This is a genomic window from Pleurocapsa sp. CCALA 161, assembly GCF_003003995.1.
In the GTDB taxonomy this organism is placed as follows: domain Bacteria; phylum Cyanobacteriota; class Cyanobacteriia; order Cyanobacteriales; family Xenococcaceae; genus Waterburya.
This window is the reverse complement of the sequence record NZ_PVWF01000102.1, coordinates 1-16,955: the sequence shown is the minus strand read 5'-3', so window position 1 is coordinate 16,955 and position 16,955 is coordinate 1. Positions and strand designations below refer to the sequence as shown.

Sequence of the window (16,955 nt, the reverse complement as noted above, 5' to 3'; positions counted from 1 at the left end):
AATCAACGGTTAATCTTGGACTAGATTAAATTAATTAAAAAAATGCTCTCCATTTATTTGGGGGGCATTTTTTTTGGGGCTTTTCACTTTAGTGTAATTGCTTGAACAGTGCAAATTATCAGAGTTGCTATGGGAACAATGATATTAAAGTACTACGTCAATTAATATAGTCATTCCAATTAATTTCCTTATGGTAGTTTTGTATTGATAATAAGGTCAAATCTTATTTGCTACTTACTACTTTTCTCAGAGATCGTCTGGTTGTTATTTGGAATGACTATAACTACTAAAAATTAAGCTAAGAAATAAGAAAAATGATTAAAAAAAGTATCAATAAACCTATTGTTTCTTATGAATTTTATGAGCGTCTGGGTTTATTCCTTTTCATCAGCAGTTTTTTAAGCCTGATTTCGGTTAGTTCAGTTGTGGCTGAACCAGAACCAGCTCGAACGTTGATAGTAACGGGAAACGGTATGGAATCAATTGCTACTACTATTGCAGAAGTCGAATTAGGAGTAGAGGTTAAAGGAAAAAATGCAGCTGAGGTACAACAAGAGATTGCCAAAAAAACTTCGGTAGTGGTGAATGTCCTCCGTTCAAAAGATGTTGAACATTTACAAACTACTGGAGTTAGACTATACCCAAATTATGAACAAGTCGAGCAAAACAGCGGTCAGATGATTTTGACAGGTTACACTGGCAGTAATACAGTTAGCTTTCGTGTTTCAATAGAGCAGGTGGGTGTATTATTAGACGACACAGTTGAAGCTGGAGCAAGTCGCGTTGATGGAGTGAATTTCACCGCTACTCCTGAAGCAATTTTTAATGCTAAAAAAGAAGCTTTACGTAAGGCAACTATTAATGCTCAGGATCGGGCAGATGTTGTTTTAGATACTCTTAATCTGACATCGAAAGAAATCGTCAAGATTGAAATGGACGATGCTAGACTAGAACAGCCTCAACCTTTTGCCAGAGATGCAATGTACGCCTCAGAAGCAAAAGTAAGTACTCCTGTTGTTGCTGGAGAGCAAACAGTTGAAGCTTCTGTTACTATGCAAATTACTTATTAAGCTCACTAAGAGTATTTCTCATCATATTACTTAGTGTTTAATGGGATCGCCATATTTTGAATAATTCACCCTGATTCAATCTCTATTAATTTTTATGTATTTTAAAATAATTAAGTAAATATTCAACTTAATGTATATTATAATACCTGAGCTTTAAAAGGCAGGTGTTAGCATCATTGACGGAAATAGAAAACCTTTGATAAGTCAACTATGATTACTAACACCGCAGCTTATACTATTGTCGCGATCGCCTACATTACTTTCGTCCTTGGTACTTGGTTGATGTTTACCTTGTAGTTATACAATACGAAAAATAAAAGGATAGCGAAAAACTTGGTCTGGGGTTTGTAGACACTGTGCAATTGCCCAAATGGATAAACCCCAGTGAGCAACAAGCCAAATAGGACCTAAAACAAAGCCTGCAAGTCCAAATGAGAAAAAGGACATGACGCCAATAATTCCCCCAACCAGCCAGATGTTAAGGTGAAAATTAATCGCCTCTTTAGCATTGTCTCTAATTACAGTATCTTCAGAAACCGTCATAATGGCGATTGGGATACCGATAGATAAGACCAATACGCTAATAAAAGCTGAGCCATGTGCTAGGGCGGAAAGTAGCTTTTTTTTGTCTAAACTAGATTCTGTTTGCATTATTTCTCCTATGTCAAAACGAGCCAAACCCAACAGTTAAATACTATCGCTTGGTCTGCTTTTGAGGAAGTAGAGATTTTACACTACGGTTGGATGTTTAAATTTCTATTGATTGAAGGCAAATGAAAAGCACCCAGCTCATCCTAGATGCCTCAATTTAAATAGAATAAATCAATTTAATTTATTTGAATCCGACTGCTGCTTGCCAAACAAAAGCTAGAGCAAGAAAAAACACGGGTATTATTGGTAGCACATCTACCAAGGGTTTGAACATAGCGTAAGCTTCAGGCAAATCTGCCAAGATCATTGCAGCTTCCATATATCTATATACCTTCCAAAAATTTTCTTAAAATAACGAGAAACCCTATAAAAGGTTCGACAGTTAGTTCAAAAGAGAGCTAGATTAACCTCTACAGACTGTTTCACCGCATCGCCGAAAAGCCCATACCTTTTATAAAAGTACAAACTGTTGGCTAAAGGCAAGGGAATACTCGAGTTAATAGTAAAAATACTACCATAATTTACCTCATAGATTTAGGGTAATAACTATGATTTTCTAGGCTACATAACCCAAAATCATTCCTGCTAACAAAATAAAGCCTAGCCATACATTTTGACCCAAAACTTTGCCATAAACTGAACGAGGGATAGAGGGTTGGCGTAAGGTTAAATATTGCCAGAGCCAGCCTACTGTAGCAAATGCCAAACTAAACCAAAAGGCTGAATTCAAAGCTAGCTTGAAACCCATCAAAGCAAGCAATGAAGAAGTGATGGCATAAAAAAAGCCGATCGCTTCAGGGGTATATTTACCAAAAAAGATGGCGCTGGAGTTAATTCCCAATTTGAGATCATCTTCGCGATCGCTTAAAGCATATCCCGTATCAAAACCCAAAGTCCAGGCTACTGTTGCCCCCCAAAGTAACCAAGTTATCGGTTCAATCTTGGCTGTCACCGCAGTCCAGCTAATTAATACGGCAAACCCCCAAGCACAAGATAAAACTAACTGAGGAACAGGAAATACTCGCTTGGCTAAAGGATAGAAGATAATTAAGGGAACAGCAGCCACACACAGCAAAAAGCTGAGAAGATTTAAATAAAACGCCAATACCGCAGCACAGGCGAAAGAAATGAACAAGATCACGATTCCTACTTGTACGGAAAGAGCGCGAGAAGCTAAAGGACGGGTTTTGGTTCGAGCCACCTGGGGATCAATATCTTTATCCCAAAGATCGTTAACCACACATCCTGCTGCACTGGTAGCTAACGTGCCTAAGATAATTACTCCCACTAGTGGCGCAGGCGGAGTACCCTTTGCTGCCAGCACCACAGCCCACAGGGCGGGAATCATCAAAATTAGTCTTCCTGCTGGTTTATCCCAGCGCAGCAGGCGAATTACTTTTTGCCAGGTTGGTTCACTGGTTTGAGATGAGGACATATTGAATCTAAAATTAAATAATTTAGTTGATAAATTGATAAATATTTATAAAATCTTAAGACTATTTGTTGCCCTAGGCAAAATACATGAGATTATGAACAATATCTGGTTACTAATGCCTCAACTTAAAAATGTGATTAGTGTGCTAGATTTGTCAAGTTTTAAGTTTAATTTTATCTGTAAATTTGGACTTTAGGGAAATTCCTCTTGTCGTCAAAGGTTATGAACCAAAAGATTATTGCAGCGATCGATATCGGCACTAATTCAATTCATATGGTAATCGTGCAGATTGAGCCTTCTCTGCCTTCATTTACCGTAATTGCGAAGGAAAAAGAGCCAGTCAGGTTAGGCGATCGCGATCCAGCTACAGGAGAATTGACCCCAGAAGCAATTAATCGTTCTCTCAATACTCTAAGACGGTGTAAAGAACTGGCAAGCAGCCTCAAAGCAGAACAAATCATTGCGGTGGCTACTAGCGCCACGAGAGAAGCTGCCAATGGAGAAGATTTTTTACGTCAGATAAAATCAGAATTAGGCATCGTCGTCAATCTTATTTCTGGCAAAGAAGAAGCCCGCAGAATTTATTTAGGGGTACTATCGGGGATGGACTTTAATGAACAGCCTCATATTATTATCGACATTGGTGGTGGTTCAACCGAAATCATCCTGGCTGATGTCCATGAACCTCGTCTTCTCAGTAGCACCAAAATCGGTGCAGTAAGGTTATCTCAAGAATTTGTGACTACCGATCCCATTAGCGATCGCGAATTAAAAGTTTTAAGAGCCTATGTTAGAGGGATGTTAGAACGTCCTGTAGATGAAATTTGGCAGAATCTTCAGTTAAATGAAGTTCCCCGCACTATCGGTACTTCTGGCACAATTGAAACCATTGCTGAAATTCATGCTAAGGACACATTAGGAGGAGTTCCTGACCCCCTCAATGGCTATGAAATTAAATACAAGGAGATTGAAAAAATCGTCAAAAGGCTGGCGAGAATGAGCTATAGAGAACGCTTGGAAGTCTCTGGACTAGCGGACAAAAGAGCCGAGATTATCGTTCCTGGGGCGGTTATTTTGCTTGAAGCAATGCAGATGCTTAAGCTGGATTCTATTATTATTTGCGAAAGAGCCTTAAGAGAAGGCATGATCGTTGATTGGATGTTAACCCGTGGTCTAATTAATAATCGGCTTCGGTATCAAAACGAAGTCAAAAACCGCAACGTTATTAAAATTGCTCAAAAATATCATGTCGATCTCGATTATAGCCAACGAGTAGCGAGATTTGCCCTAAGCATTTTTGATCAGCTACAGGGACAACTTCATACTTGGAGTGAGGCGGAAAGAGAATTACTATGGTCGGCAGCAATTTTACATAATTGTGGGGTGTATATTAGCCACTCATCTCATCACAAACATTCTTACTATCTCATTCGTAATGCAGAACTTCTAGGCTTTACCGAACTAGAGCTAGAACTAATTGCGAATATCGCTCGCTATCATCGTCGCAGCAAACCCAAGAAAAAACACACAGCCTATTATCAACTGCCCCACAAACAGTATCAGCTAATGGTGCGTCAATTAAGCGCTATGCTTAGATTAGCAGTAGCTCTAGACCGCAGAAATAAGGGGGCGATCGCCGCAGTAAATTGTCAGTACGATAGTCATAATCGCGCTCTTTCTTTGCAAATTAAGCCCACAGAAATTGGCGATCCTTGTTCCTTAGAACTATGGAATCTTAGCTATAAGAAAGAAGTATTTGAAGAGGAGTTTGATGTAAAGTTAATTGCTATGATTACCGAAAAATTACCCGTCGCTACTTTTAATTAAGGAAGCAATAATAATATTCATGAACAACGTAGTGGTGTTTGGCAATACTGGAGATAATAAATCAAGTTAATTTTGATCCCAGTCGCTAATATTTGAACCTCTACAGGAAATATAAAGCGATTCACTTTGTTTACGACGATAGCGAGATATTCTTTTACGAGACTTAAGCGCTTCTCTAGCTACATAGCTAAACCATTTATTGACATCAGCCCCAGACTGATAACCATCAATCAAAGCTTCTTCAGAAACTTCTAGCAAAATTTGCACTAAATCTGAACTACGCAGTTCCAAATAGCGATTATAAAGATTAGATTCTTGTGACCAGTGGGGCAAAGTCTCATCTCCTACTCCCATATTTCTTGCTAATTCAATCAAGTCGTAATGATCGGTATACCAAACGTCTTCGTAATCCATATCAGGAAAGATGCTAGCTTTACTTGCTAGAATGTCGATTGCTGAGATGATAATGGCATTAATTTTATTTTGTTCTGCTGAAGCATAATGCTCTTTGACCATCGCCCGTAAAGTTTTGGCTAGATCGGCATATCTATCTTGAGCAGTTTGGCAAGCCTCGCGGTAGTTTTGATGGGCTAAGAAATAAAATTTATCGTTTTCAGTTTTTGGCAAGTTGTGATGTCTTTCTCTAGCTCGATCCAATTGAGGATTGTAGCTAGCTTTGGATGAGAACAACGTCAGTAATTTAGATAGCAACATATGAAATAATGTTTAAAAATGTCTCAGTAATAGAAAAAACTTGTTTTTTGAAAACTGTATTTTAAAATCATTACCTAAATCATATGGAAGAGAAATGATTTCGATCGCTTTGTTTATAGATCTACATCTTTACCTTTGGTGCGATCGTGATTTTGCTACGCTAAAAATATAATTGAGGTCAACAGAGTAATTTTGCTGTAGAACGTTTGATGTTTAACTAAGTGGAACTACTTAATACCTTGATAAATTTAACTGTTCCCTCAACTCCTCAACATTCCTAACCTCAGTCCAATCACCCCCCGCAGCTTCAAGATACGCGATCGCCTTGGAACAAATAAAACAATTTCGTTTTATTTCGATAAAAGTGTTAGTGTTAAGACTGAGAATCAACAGATTAATGATTGAGTTTGTATCCAGTCTCTACAGATTTTTTCCGTAAAGTATTGAGCTATTTCTTGGACAATAATCCAGTCTCTCTAAACACAACATTCATTGAGCAGACAACTAATATCATGTCAATTTACGTAGGCAATTTATCCTATGAAGTTAACCAAGAAGACCTAAATGAAGTCTTTGCCGAGTATGGAACTGTTAAACGAGTTCATATTCCTAGCGATCGCGAAACAGGGCGCGTTCGTGGTTTTGCGTTTGTCGAAATGGAATCAGAAGCTAACGAAGACAAAGCTATTGAAGCTTTAGACGGTGCAGAATGGATGGATCGTGCGCTGAAAGTTAATAAAGCGAAACCCCGTGAAGACAGAAGTTCATTTAGTGGTGGTCGTAGCAATAACCGCTTTTAATTTAACTTCCTTAATTACTTCTTAAATCAATGCCTCTAGTTTAGAGATCTAGTAGATTATTCTACAATCGCTTTTCTAGAGGCGTTTTCTTATTTGATTACATCGAGATTTAAAATTAAACTGATGTTTTGAAGTCATTGCTAAGGGTATGAGGGCTAAAACATTGATCCAGCAAGCTTTCTCATTCTTTCTGTCGCCCCTACAGGAACTCTTTTAATTATTTAAACAGTTAATAGTCTAATACCTTGATAAGTTTAACTGTTCCCTCAACTCCTCCACATTCCTAACCTCACACCAATCAACTCCCTCAGCTTCTAAAAATAGATCGCAACTCCAATTAAATGCTACGAATATACTCTTTAAATACTCTTTAATTGAATTCAGCGATCGCGAAAAATAACTCTTTATTGGTGGGAGCTTTCCAGCCTTTATGTAGTTTTGCTCGCAACCATTTTAGAGTTAATAAACCTTTCTTAAGGTATTTTTCTACGGTACTTTTTCGTAGAAAATAACTTTCAATAGCTTTGAGATGAATAAACAATTGTCCTTGATCATCGCTAACACCTCTAGCATATAAATTGTCACCGATAATCCTGGCTTTAAAGGGAGGCGCTCGCCATTCTTGAATCGGATCCACAGGCTGGACATCATAATGACTGTAAAGTAATAAGGTTGGCTTTCCTGGTGCTAGTAACCAATCGGCATAAATGTTAGGCGCACCTTTATTTATTCCTGGTAATACTCTGACGTGGTGTAGCCCTATTTCTGCTAAGTGTCTTGCCAACCATTGAGCGCAGGTTTTGAGATCTCGTCGGTGCTTGGGTAAAGCTAAGATCGTAGAAAAGGCAATCAGTTCGCCTAGTTAAGATAGCCAACGCGATCGCACCTCCGATTGTCGGGCGTAATTGAGAGTTGCAGTGGTAGAGGTTGACGCAAAAAACATAATCTCTGTCAAAATTGAATTAATAGTAAATTAACTGCACAGTCAGCTTATGGTGCAACTACAACCATCCTCAAAGCCAGAAATCATTTATCCTGATCGCGATGGACAGCCGATGGCAGATAATACCAAGCAGTTTCGCTGGATTGTAACTATCAAAGAAAATCTAGAATGGTTATTTGCTGAAGATCCAAATGTATTCGTAGCTGGAGACTTGTTGTGGTATCCCGTTGAGGGAGATAATAAGACTCGCGTTGCCCCAGATACATTGGTAGCCTTTGGTAGACCAAAAGGCGACCGAGGTTCATACAAACAGTGGGAAGAAGATAACATAGCACCACAAGTAGTATTTGAGATTCTTTCGCCTGGAAACACAAAAGCTGAGATGAATCGTAAGCTGCTGTTTTACGATCGCTTTGGTGTAGAAGAGTATTATCTATACGATCCCGAACTTAACGATCTGAGTGGTTGGGTGCGGAATGAAGGCTTTTTGGACATAATTGAACCGATTTACCAGTGGGTTAGTCCTAGATTGAAAATTCGGTTTGAGCTTACAGAAACTGAGCTACAAATTTATCGTCCAGACGAGAAAAGCTTGTTAAGCTATACAGCGATCGCGCAAAAAGCAGAGGAATCTGAACAAAGAGCCAAACTAGCCGAGCAAAAAGCAGCAAAATTAGCCGATAAATTACGGGAAATGGGAGTAGATCCAGAGCAGTTGTGAAAAACAGGAGGCGATCGCAGTTTGTGGATTGATTGATTTGAAAGGGCTGACATCGCTAAAACTACAAGAAATATTCTGCTTCAGCGGTAGCTCTTTGGTGTTTTAAAGCACGTAGATGGCGATCGCGCATTCAATAGCGCAGAATGTTACGTCTGTCAAAGCGATAGAGTTATAAGCTTCTTCTCCGCTAGAAATTCGTAAAGTTCCCGCACGAAAGAGTTCTTGCAGCTTGTTCATGACGCGGAACACGCCCAAGAATTCGTGGATGCAGATATAGTAGAGATCGGCGGATGCGAGGATGCGATCGCTCGTCACTGTATCGTCGTAATCAACTACACCTTTCGATATTTGGGTATCGCCTAAGTTTGTCGGTGCGTCTTTTCCCAATCCAATTAGATCCGAAAGTCCACCATCAGCAGGCGTTCCTTTGCCATTTTGGTTGGCGTAATATTCGTTAAAAAGATTCGGGTGATTCCTGCATGTTCATCAAAAGTATTCAGACTTCTAGCCACAAGGATACTGCGATCTACTCACATTTAACTTGTTTTGCACTATTGAAGCTATGGCGATCTGTGCTAATCTGCTTTTTACTGTTTGTTATATTTTGCCCCGCATGAGTGAAGCTACCGTCGTTAATGGAAATAGCGTATCGAACGAAGAAATCGTTGCTGCTTTAGAAATTCCCGCCGATTTTAATTTTCAGTTGCCCGATCCTGAAGATGAAGAGATTTTGGAAATAGATTTCCGCAGTCAGCTAGATACGATTTGGCAAATATGCGATCGCTTTGATTTGCAAACAGATATCTGGCGAGGACGAGTTTTACGCTCTGTTAGGGACAGGGAAAAGAAAGGTGGAGAAGGTAGAGGAGCAGGTTTTCTCAACTGGCTCAAAGATCGCGAGATCACCAAGTCTCAGGCTTATACTTTAATTCAACTGGCAAACAGTGCCGATACCTTATTGGCTGATGGGGTGTTAGACGCGGAAAATATCAATAACTTTAGCAAGCGGGCATTTGTCGAAACGGCTAAATCTGCCCCAGAAATACAGCAGCTTGTGAGTGAAGCTGCACAAAAAGGCGATCGCATTACCCGTAGAGAAGTCAAGCAGCTTTCTGATGAGTGGACGGCGATGAGTTCAGAATTACTACCCGATGAAGTTAAGGAAAAAGCATCGGCGGGCATCTTACCCACTCGGCACCTCGCCCCTTTAGTTCGCGAAATGGAAAAGTTACCAGAATCTCATTTAATTGAAATAAAAAGGGAAATTGCCGAAAGCCCCGATATTGATACGGTCAAATTAATGACTAGTGAGGCGAAAAACCTGGCTAAATATCTCGATGCTGCTGCCCAAGTACAAAGCTTGCGGAATAAGGCAGTAGACATGGAATTAGCCCTAGAAGAAGCCCTGAGACTAGACTGTATGAACACTGCTGCGGATTTAGTCAAACAAGCCACTACCCTTGAGCAAACTGTTGGCAAACTCTATACTACCTGGAAACGCATCAGTAACGTTGCCGATCGCCTGTATGTAGAAACGGGGGCATCAAATCCTCATTTGCGATCTCTTTTAACCTGCTTAGAAACTCTAACTGGCGATATTATTGAAGTACCTTTAGATGAAGAAGGTGAGCAAATTGTCCGTTTGAAAATTTTGACTGAGGATTTTAATCCTGATCTTAATTGATTTATTATTGATCGAGTTTATAGTTCTAAACCGCCTTTCTGGAGTTTTTTGAAAGGATCGAGTACAAAATCAATTAAACGACGTTGACGAATTATTACTTCCGCCGTGGCGGTTTGACCAGGAGTCAGGGTAATTCGCTGATGATTACCTTCGATATAATCTTGCTCTAATTCGATTTTTAGTTCAAAGATTTCTTGTTGACCTTGAGCCGTTTCGATTATTTTTGAATCTGGAGAAATCCAGCTAACTTTACCTGCCTGTACTCCATAATCTTGAAAAGGATAGGCATCAAACTTAATCTTCACTGGCATTCCCACTCTCAAAAAGCCGCTTTCGGTAGGAGTCATGTTGGCTTTCAACGCCAAAGGAGAATTTTTAGGGGCAATCTCAACTAAATTTTCTCCCGACTGTACGACTGCGCCCGCCCCAGAGATAGGTAAGTGAAATACTGTACCATTAGCGGGTGCTTTTAAAACTCGCTGGGTTAGCTGAAAGTTTAAAGAACCAATTTGGCTTTTGCCTTGAGCGATTTCGGATTTGAGGTCAGAAATTTGAGTTTCTAAATTTTTGAGCTGCTCTTCGGTTTTTAGCAATGTTAGTTCTCCTGAATGGACAACACTTTGATAGCTACGCTCTTGTTCTTGTAGGCGCAAACCTGCCTGTTCGATTTCTGATTGGGTTTGCTGAATTAATTTGTCGTAATTACGTAGTTGTTCCGTAAGGCGATCGCGAGATTGTTCTAGTTCTGAACCGGCTACACTGAGACGTTCTTGGTTTTCTGCTGCTTGCTGTTGAATATCTTCCAGGCGGTCGGCGGGGATGATGCCATCTTTAAAAGCTTGAGCATAGCGAGATGCTTTTTTTTGTGAACCTGCTAGAGCAACTTCGGCTAATCGATGATTGGCATCGCTGGCGTTAATCGCACCTTTAAATTGTTCAAGCTGGGCTAACTTTTCTTGTTTTTGAGTTAGATAAAGGGTTTGGAGTCCATTGAGACTTTGTCTAGCTTGCTTTACCTGGGCTTGTTTAGCTAATTCTTGAGCTTGGTTTTGTTGTTCTTGAGTGCGTAGTGCCAAAGATAGTTGATTTTGCATCAGTTCAAGCTGGGTTAAACGGTTTAGTTGACCCGTTTGTTTTTCTTCTAGTTGCTGAAGATCAGCTCGAATCACATCGGATTCTAACTCTAGCAAAATCTGTTGGGCTTTGACTGTATCACCTTCTTTGACTTTGATCGCAGCGACTGTACCAGCTACGGGTGCGTCTAGCTCAACTATTTGGGCTTTGGGTTCTAATTTACCGCGAGCCATCCCCGTTTCGTCTACTTTCGCTAAAATCGACCAGGGTAAAATTATTCCAGTAAAAACTACCAACACATAAAATAATCCTCTAGTCCAAAGACGAGGCATCGCATCTAGTAAATCCTTGGTTGCCATTGACCAGTCATCTTCTGGCAATGATGCTAGTTTTGAGCTTGAAGGAACTATAGCGGTGTTATCAGTAACTTCGCTAGTCCTTTCGGCGATTAATTTTAGATTTAAGACGCGATCATCATCTAATTCTTGTCTCAAATCTGCTAATTCTTTTTTTAAATCGACCTGAGCCTCTAAAACTTTTGTCTCTATTGGCTGAAATAATCCCTGACTCAAATGTACATAGTTGCGATCGATAAAGCGAATGGCACGAGCTAGTTCCTCAGAGGAGGTATTTTTACTAAGATATCCTTTAGCACCTGCATCGAAAGCTGCATCGATGTACTCTTGTTGGTCATAATTGCTGAAAATAACTACTTTAGTAGAGAGGAAAGACTCACAAAATTTTTGAGTTGTTTCAATTCCATCCATACCAGGCATTTCAATATCAATCAAGGCAATATCTGGTTGCAGCTTGGCCGCCAATTCTAGGGCTGTTGCGCCATCATTTGCCATCCCCACAACTTCGAGATCGGGTTCTGCTTCTAAAGCTATGGGCATTAGTTTGCAGATAAGATTCTGGTCATCGACAATCAGAATTCGTATTTTCTTAACGATTTCTTTGGGAAAGCATGAATCTTGGGTTTCAGTTGTATAGGACATGGTGATAAATCCTTGATTGTTAATCGTTAATCGTTAATCGATAACTGTTGCTGGTTTAAATAAAAGTAATGACCTTTTTTGGTCATTAACTCTGTATGAGTGCCGCTTTCAACCAAGATGCCTCGATCAAGGACTAAGATTAAATCGGCTTGGCGAATTGTGGAGAGGCGGTGAGCAATAATAATCGTTGTGCGACCCTTAAGAATGGTGTTGAGGTTAGTCTGAATAATACGCTCTGATTCTGCGTCGAGGTTACTGGTCGCTTCATCTAGAATCAATAGACGAGGATTGCCTAATAAAGCACGGGCGATCGCCAAACGCTGACATTGCCCCCCTGAGAGCATTCCACCTCGTTCTCCAATCGGGGCTTCGTAGCTTAGGGGCAACTGTTCGATAAACTCACTTGCTCCTGCTAAGGTCGCAGCGTGGCGAATCTCTTCGATATTGGCTTCGGGATGAGAAATACTGATATTTTCCCTAATTGTCCCCCCAAACAAAAAATTAGATTGATCGACTACCCCAATTTGCGATCGCAACGATTGCAGAGATACGGTAGTTAAATCTTGACCATCAATTAAAACTTTGCCGTCGGTAGGTGCATACATACCTAAAATCAACTTAGAAACGGTCGTTTTGCCCGAACCACTACGACCAACCAGGGCGACAGTTTGTCCAGGCTGCACTTCAAAGCTGAGATTTTCGATCACGTTGGTTTCATTGTCTGGGTGATAACGAAAAGTCACTGCTTGAAAGGATAAGTGTCCCTGCAACGATGACATGATTTGACGGGGTTGATGATTGAGGTCTTCTTCTGGCTCGGCATCGAGGACATCATTGATCCTTTCGACAGAAATAACTACTTCTTGGAGTTGATTCCACAAGATGGTTAGTCGCTTGAAGGGGCTAATCACGTTGCCTAGGAGCATATTAAAAGCCACCAATTGACCGATAGTTAGTTGGTTTTGAATCACTTGCCAAGCACCGTAGCCCAGGATAGCTGTACTAGCCAAGACTTCAATTGTCGAGCTAAAAATTTGTAGCTGATTACTGATCACCTGTCCTGCGAAAGTTTTGCTAATTGAGCGATTAAGCAATTGTTCCCATTGCCAGCGGACTCTCTGCTCGACTGCCATGGATTTGATGGTGGTTACTCCTGTTAGGGCTTCAATCAAAAAGCTACTTTCTTTGGCTAGAGCCGTAAAAATTTCGCGAGAAACTTTTTGCAAAAATGGTGTGGCAATTAGAGCCAGCAAGAAAAACGGTGGGATAATTGAGAGTGCCAGCAGGGCTAGTTGCCAGCTATACCAAAACATTAAGCCAATATAAATGAATACGGTGAGCAAATCGAGGACGATTGATAGGGCTTCTCCCGTCAAGAAACGCTGGATTTTATGATTTTCCTGAATGCGAGCAATAATATCCCCGACATAACGAGATTCAAAAAAGCTCAGAGGTAAACGAAAAGTATGACGAATAAAACCCACAATTAAGGCTAAATCAACCCGTTGGGCAGTGTGATCTAGTAGATATTGACGCAATCCCGTCATTGCTACTTTAAATAGCCCAAAAATTAATAACCCTACTACTACAGCGATTAAACTCAGACTACTACGCTGCACCACCACGCGATCGAGTAACAGTTGAGTTAGCAACGGCGTTACTAAGGAAAATAGCTGGATCAACAAGGACGCTATAAAGATTTCCGAGAGTACAAACTTATGAGGGCGAACTAATTCTAAAAACTGCCAAAATTGAGTTTTAGCTTCTTGAGCTTCGGTTAATAGAACCGTGGGTTCGAGCAATAGTGCGTAATCAGTCCAGCCAGCTTGAAACTCTCTTGCCGTCAGGGTACGTTGACCCAAGGCAGGATCGCCGACTACTACACGATTGCCTTTAATTTCATACACAACTATATAATGGTTGCCTTCCCAATGGGCGATCGCTGGAAGTTGTTGTTTGGCTAACTGGTTTAAAGAAGCTTTAACTGGTCGCGTCACGAAGCCAATCGTTTCCGCCGCAGTGACCAAACCTTTGAGCAATGAACCACTACGATTTACCCTAGCTAATTCTCGCAGTCGATTAAGACTGAATTGTTTGCCCCAATAGCGTCCCACCATTACCAAACAGGCTGCACCACAATCGGAAGCACTTTGTTGACCATAGTAAGGATAACGACGAGTTAATCGTTGCCAAAGATGACCGACTCGTTGAGCTGGTTTGGGGAAATAAACTTGGGGCTTTTTGGGGGGCTGCTTAGTCGCAACTAGCTGGGAGACGTCTATAGTCGAAGTTGTACGGGTTAAATTAGTTGCCGTTATTGCTTGAGCTGTTGGAGTTGACAGTGAATGTAAATTTAATCCTAATCCTGCTTGTCGGGCATTTTCCCGACTGAGAGTATATAGTTCTGTCGGTTTTTGAACTCCCCAGGAGTTATCGTCATGCTCGGAATTTGGAAAATAAATACTACCAGATTGCAGCAGTCGTTTAGAGTTAATTAATTCTCCTTTTCTAATTAACCACATCCCTCGATCCTTAAGCACTGACTCTTTTAGTTTGCCTGTTGCTAGATGGTGAGGTTGTAGCAAAGAGACAAGTTTATTTAACTCGCTGACGGGAGCATCTTTAAATTCAGCAGTTTGACGGCAGCGGAGCAATAATTCAAGCTGCAAAGCACGGCGGTGTAATTGTTTGCCCAGAGCGGAGTTTTGTGCGATTAACTGTTGTAAAAGTTCACCAGGCAAATAGGCAAGCTTTAGTTTAAAAGAAGCCCTCGCTAGATAGGGAAAAAAAGCTTCTTCAGGAAATAAAGTCAACTCCCCAAAAGATGACCCTGGTTCTAGTGATGCTAAAAATTCATCTTGGTAATCGAGCAGTCTGGCTTTACCAGCGATCGCAATATAGACCCCTGGAGTCGCTCCCGAAGATTGCCAAAATTTTTCTCCTGGTTTTGGTTCAATGATCTGGATCGCCTTCAGACAGAGATTTAATTCCGAAGAAGATAATTTTATCCCAATAGCTTGCTTGAGCTTTTGTTCTAGATCTTTTTTTAGAGTCGATGGAGACGATATATCTAGAGTCATCGCTTTGGCTAGGTAAGATTTTTAAAATTAGTATTTTAGTATTCTTTTTCAATCGGAAATAGTCTAAAGTCCACTGACTTAGGTTCACAAGCGTGGCTCAGATTACCAATCACAATTCCAGGGCGATTTTCGCATTTTGGTTTATCTCTCTCCAACTTGTGATGACGAGTAGATAATCCCATCTTTTTCAGCAGTCGATTGACATGGCGCGCACCTATTTCAATATTTAATTCCTTGGCTAAGTGTTTGCTTAACCATTGTGCTGTCCAGCGAGTAAAAGCGTAGCCACAATCTCGAGGACTTTGATTGACCAATTCTTCTAATCGATTTAAATAATCTTCGTTAACCCTCTTTGGTCTACCAATAGATAGTTCGTGCCAATTATGAGCTTGTCCAATTCGTGCCGTATAAATCCAATATCTTGCGGTTTCATTAGAACAGTTTAGAGCCTGGCAAATTTCTACTTGAGAATGCCCTGAATCTGCCAGCAACATAATTTTAATCCGACGCCGAAATTCAGGACGCAAATCTTCTTCTAAATTTTTAAGTAATAGCTTTCGTTGAAATGGTGATAGTAATGTACCGTTTTCCTGCTCTAAAGTATTACTTTCAGTAACATTTTGGTTTAAGTAATTGCTCATCATGATCTTGGATACTCTCAGCTTACTAATTAAACAAAGCAACAGAACTGTATACTTTTTATTAGTTCTGTGATTCTTGAATTATGCAGTTGATACTTTTTTAAGTAAATGTTTTTTATTAAACCGATTATATCGCTATGCTACAATTGAAGTAAATTATGTAATATTAGTTTACAATAATATTAAAAGTAAGTGATAAATTAAATAATAGTTGAAGCATTTATCTCTAAATTTCACTAATAAACCCTTGTAATTATACAAAAAACACTAATTAACTCTTTTTACTTCTAAACAGTTTAATTATTAAACTACAATATAAATTACGAACTTAGTAAGTTTATCATAATTTTTTAATTAAAATAGTGATTTACTATACCTACATTTTTAGACATAAAATAGTTAAAATATTCGATATATTATAAAATAATATGATTTTTTTAATTAACATGTAATGTCAATTAAATTGAAGAAAGAAGTTACTGATTGGAATGTTTGAACGTCGATTCTAAACTGAAGACGAAGAAGGAGACGTAAAGTATAAAAGGTGATTTTAGCAGCCATATCAATCGCGAATCCAGAAACAGTCTTATTTAAAAAACCGTTCGGGATTACGTTCAGTATTTTGAAAGAGAGAGGTGGCGGGGAAACCCCGCCATAACGGAATCAAGATCAAGTTGTTGAATTTCATAAAAAACCTCCTCAAACGAGACTTTCACTAAAGGATACCCTCAAGGACTAGCTTGGCTTCGCCCTTACGCTTGCGGGCTTCCTCACTCAATTCTTTGTCTGAGTTGACCAATCAAACGTTTATGTAATTACAAATTTAAACTATCGACAAATCGAGAATAACTAGAGAACATCTGATGTGAATTTAAATAATAAATCTGAAGAAGTTGTGAGGATGGGTGAACGAAAAAAAGTCTGGGGGAGGAAGATTAATCGATAGCGAAGTGTATTTTTTAGGATAAAACGATGAGGGATGAATGATGAATGATGAAAAGTAGTACTAATTAACCTATGTTTTCTAATTGGAATGACTATATAGCAGCCCTGTTTGATTTATGAAACTACATTGATTAGTTTTTAGGTAGTGGGTAGTAGGTAGTAAGTAGTAGGTAGTCCTAAAGGACAAAGGCACTTTGCCGCATGTAGCTTCGCAAATAGGTAGTAGGTAGTCCTAAAGGACAAAGGCACTTTGCCGCATGTAGCTTCGCAAATGGGTAGTAGGTAGTAAGTAGTAGGTAGTCCTAAAGGATAAGCTTCGCAAATAGGTAGTGGGTAGTCCTAAAGGATAAGCTTCGCAAATAGGTAGTAGGT

General features: G+C 39.8%; 14 protein-coding genes. 5 read left to right on the top strand and 9 right to left on the bottom strand.

Annotated features, from left to right (window positions below; all coding sequences use genetic code 11):
• Positions 1-314: 314 nt before the first annotated feature.
• Positions 315-1,070 carry an SIMPL domain-containing protein gene (locus C7B62_RS19370; protein ID WP_106240900.1) on the top strand — a complete coding sequence of 252 codons (756 nt, stop codon included), beginning with the start codon at positions 315-317 and terminating at the stop codon, positions 1,068-1,070.
• Between the two features lie 297 nt (positions 1,071-1,367).
• On the opposite strand, the gene C7B62_RS19365 is transcribed toward C7B62_RS19370, so the two are convergent.
• The 3 genes from C7B62_RS19365 to C7B62_RS19355 all read right to left on the bottom strand — a co-directional run bounded on the left by C7B62_RS19365 (position 1,368) and on the right by C7B62_RS19355 (position 3,156).
• Positions 1,368-1,721: a DUF4870 domain-containing protein gene (locus tag C7B62_RS19365; protein ID WP_106240907.1), complete on the bottom strand. Its 354-nt coding sequence runs from the start codon at positions 1,719-1,721 to the stop codon at positions 1,368-1,370.
• Positions 1,722-1,902: 181 nt separating this feature from the next.
• Positions 1,903-2,040, bottom strand: a complete 138-nt coding sequence (locus tag C7B62_RS19360; protein ID WP_106240897.1) for a photosystem II reaction center protein K — start codon at positions 2,038-2,040, stop codon at positions 1,903-1,905.
• A gap of 237 nt (positions 2,041-2,277) precedes the next feature.
• Positions 2,278-3,156, bottom strand: coding sequence for a 4-hydroxybenzoate solanesyltransferase (locus tag C7B62_RS19355; protein WP_106240890.1), 879 nt, complete (start codon positions 3,154-3,156; stop codon positions 2,278-2,280).
• 222 nt (positions 3,157-3,378) lie between these two features.
• Between C7B62_RS19355 and C7B62_RS19350 the strand changes: the two genes are divergently transcribed.
• Complete coding sequence (locus C7B62_RS19350; RefSeq protein WP_106240886.1) at positions 3,379-4,983, top strand: Ppx/GppA phosphatase family protein; 1,605 nt, start codon at positions 3,379-3,381, stop codon at positions 4,981-4,983.
• Positions 4,984-5,049: 66 nt separating this feature from the next.
• Here the strand turns inward: C7B62_RS19350 and C7B62_RS19345 are convergent, their stop codons facing one another.
• The gene (locus tag C7B62_RS19345; protein WP_158260715.1) at positions 5,050-5,697 is read right to left on the bottom strand and encodes a hypothetical protein; all 648 of its coding nucleotides are present in this window, start codon (positions 5,695-5,697) and stop codon (positions 5,050-5,052) included.
• A 512-nt stretch (positions 5,698-6,209) separates the two neighbouring features.
• On the opposite strand from C7B62_RS19345, the gene C7B62_RS19340 reads away from it, so the two are divergent.
• Positions 6,210-6,497 carry an RNA-binding protein gene (locus tag C7B62_RS19340; protein WP_106240881.1) on the top strand — a complete coding sequence of 96 codons (288 nt, stop codon included), beginning with the start codon at positions 6,210-6,212 and terminating at the stop codon, positions 6,495-6,497.
• A gap of 370 nt (positions 6,498-6,867) precedes the next feature.
• Here the strand turns inward: C7B62_RS19340 and C7B62_RS19335 are convergent, their stop codons facing one another.
• On the bottom strand, positions 6,868-7,281 hold the full coding sequence (locus C7B62_RS19335) for a M20/M25/M40 family metallo-hydrolase (protein WP_158260714.1): 414 nt from the start codon (positions 7,279-7,281) through the stop codon (positions 6,868-6,870).
• 208 nt (positions 7,282-7,489) lie between these two features.
• On the opposite strand from C7B62_RS19335, the gene C7B62_RS19330 reads away from it, so the two are divergent.
• Positions 7,490-8,161 (top strand): Uma2 family endonuclease, encoded by a 672-nt coding sequence (locus tag C7B62_RS19330; protein WP_106240875.1) that lies wholly within the window; start codon positions 7,490-7,492, stop codon positions 8,159-8,161.
• A gap of 102 nt (positions 8,162-8,263) precedes the next feature.
• Here C7B62_RS19330 and C7B62_RS19325 read toward each other — a convergent pair whose 3' ends face one another.
• The gene (locus C7B62_RS19325) at positions 8,264-8,548 is read right to left on the bottom strand and encodes a hypothetical protein (RefSeq protein WP_106240872.1); all 285 of its coding nucleotides are present in this window, start codon (positions 8,546-8,548) and stop codon (positions 8,264-8,266) included.
• Positions 8,549-8,774: 226 nt separating this feature from the next.
• On the opposite strand from C7B62_RS19325, the gene C7B62_RS19320 reads away from it, so the two are divergent.
• Positions 8,775-9,845: a hypothetical protein gene (locus C7B62_RS19320; protein ID WP_106240903.1), complete on the top strand. Its 1,071-nt coding sequence runs from the start codon at positions 8,775-8,777 to the stop codon at positions 9,843-9,845.
• A gap of 17 nt (positions 9,846-9,862) precedes the next feature.
• Here the strand turns inward: C7B62_RS19320 and C7B62_RS19315 are convergent, their stop codons facing one another.
• The 3 genes from C7B62_RS19315 to C7B62_RS19305 are packed head-to-tail and all read right to left on the bottom strand — an operon-like array spanning position 9,863 to position 15,641.
• Positions 9,863-11,917, bottom strand: coding sequence for a response regulator (locus C7B62_RS19315; RefSeq protein ID WP_106240869.1), 2,055 nt, complete (start codon positions 11,915-11,917; stop codon positions 9,863-9,865).
• Between the two features lie 26 nt (positions 11,918-11,943).
• The gene (locus C7B62_RS19310; RefSeq protein WP_106240866.1) at positions 11,944-14,997 is read right to left on the bottom strand and encodes a peptidase domain-containing ABC transporter; all 3,054 of its coding nucleotides are present in this window, start codon (positions 14,995-14,997) and stop codon (positions 11,944-11,946) included.
• Positions 14,998-15,032: 35 nt separating this feature from the next.
• Positions 15,033-15,641 (bottom strand): helix-turn-helix domain-containing protein, encoded by a 609-nt coding sequence (locus C7B62_RS19305; RefSeq protein WP_199194282.1) that lies wholly within the window; start codon positions 15,639-15,641, stop codon positions 15,033-15,035.
• Positions 15,642-16,955: the final 1,314 nt, after the last annotated feature.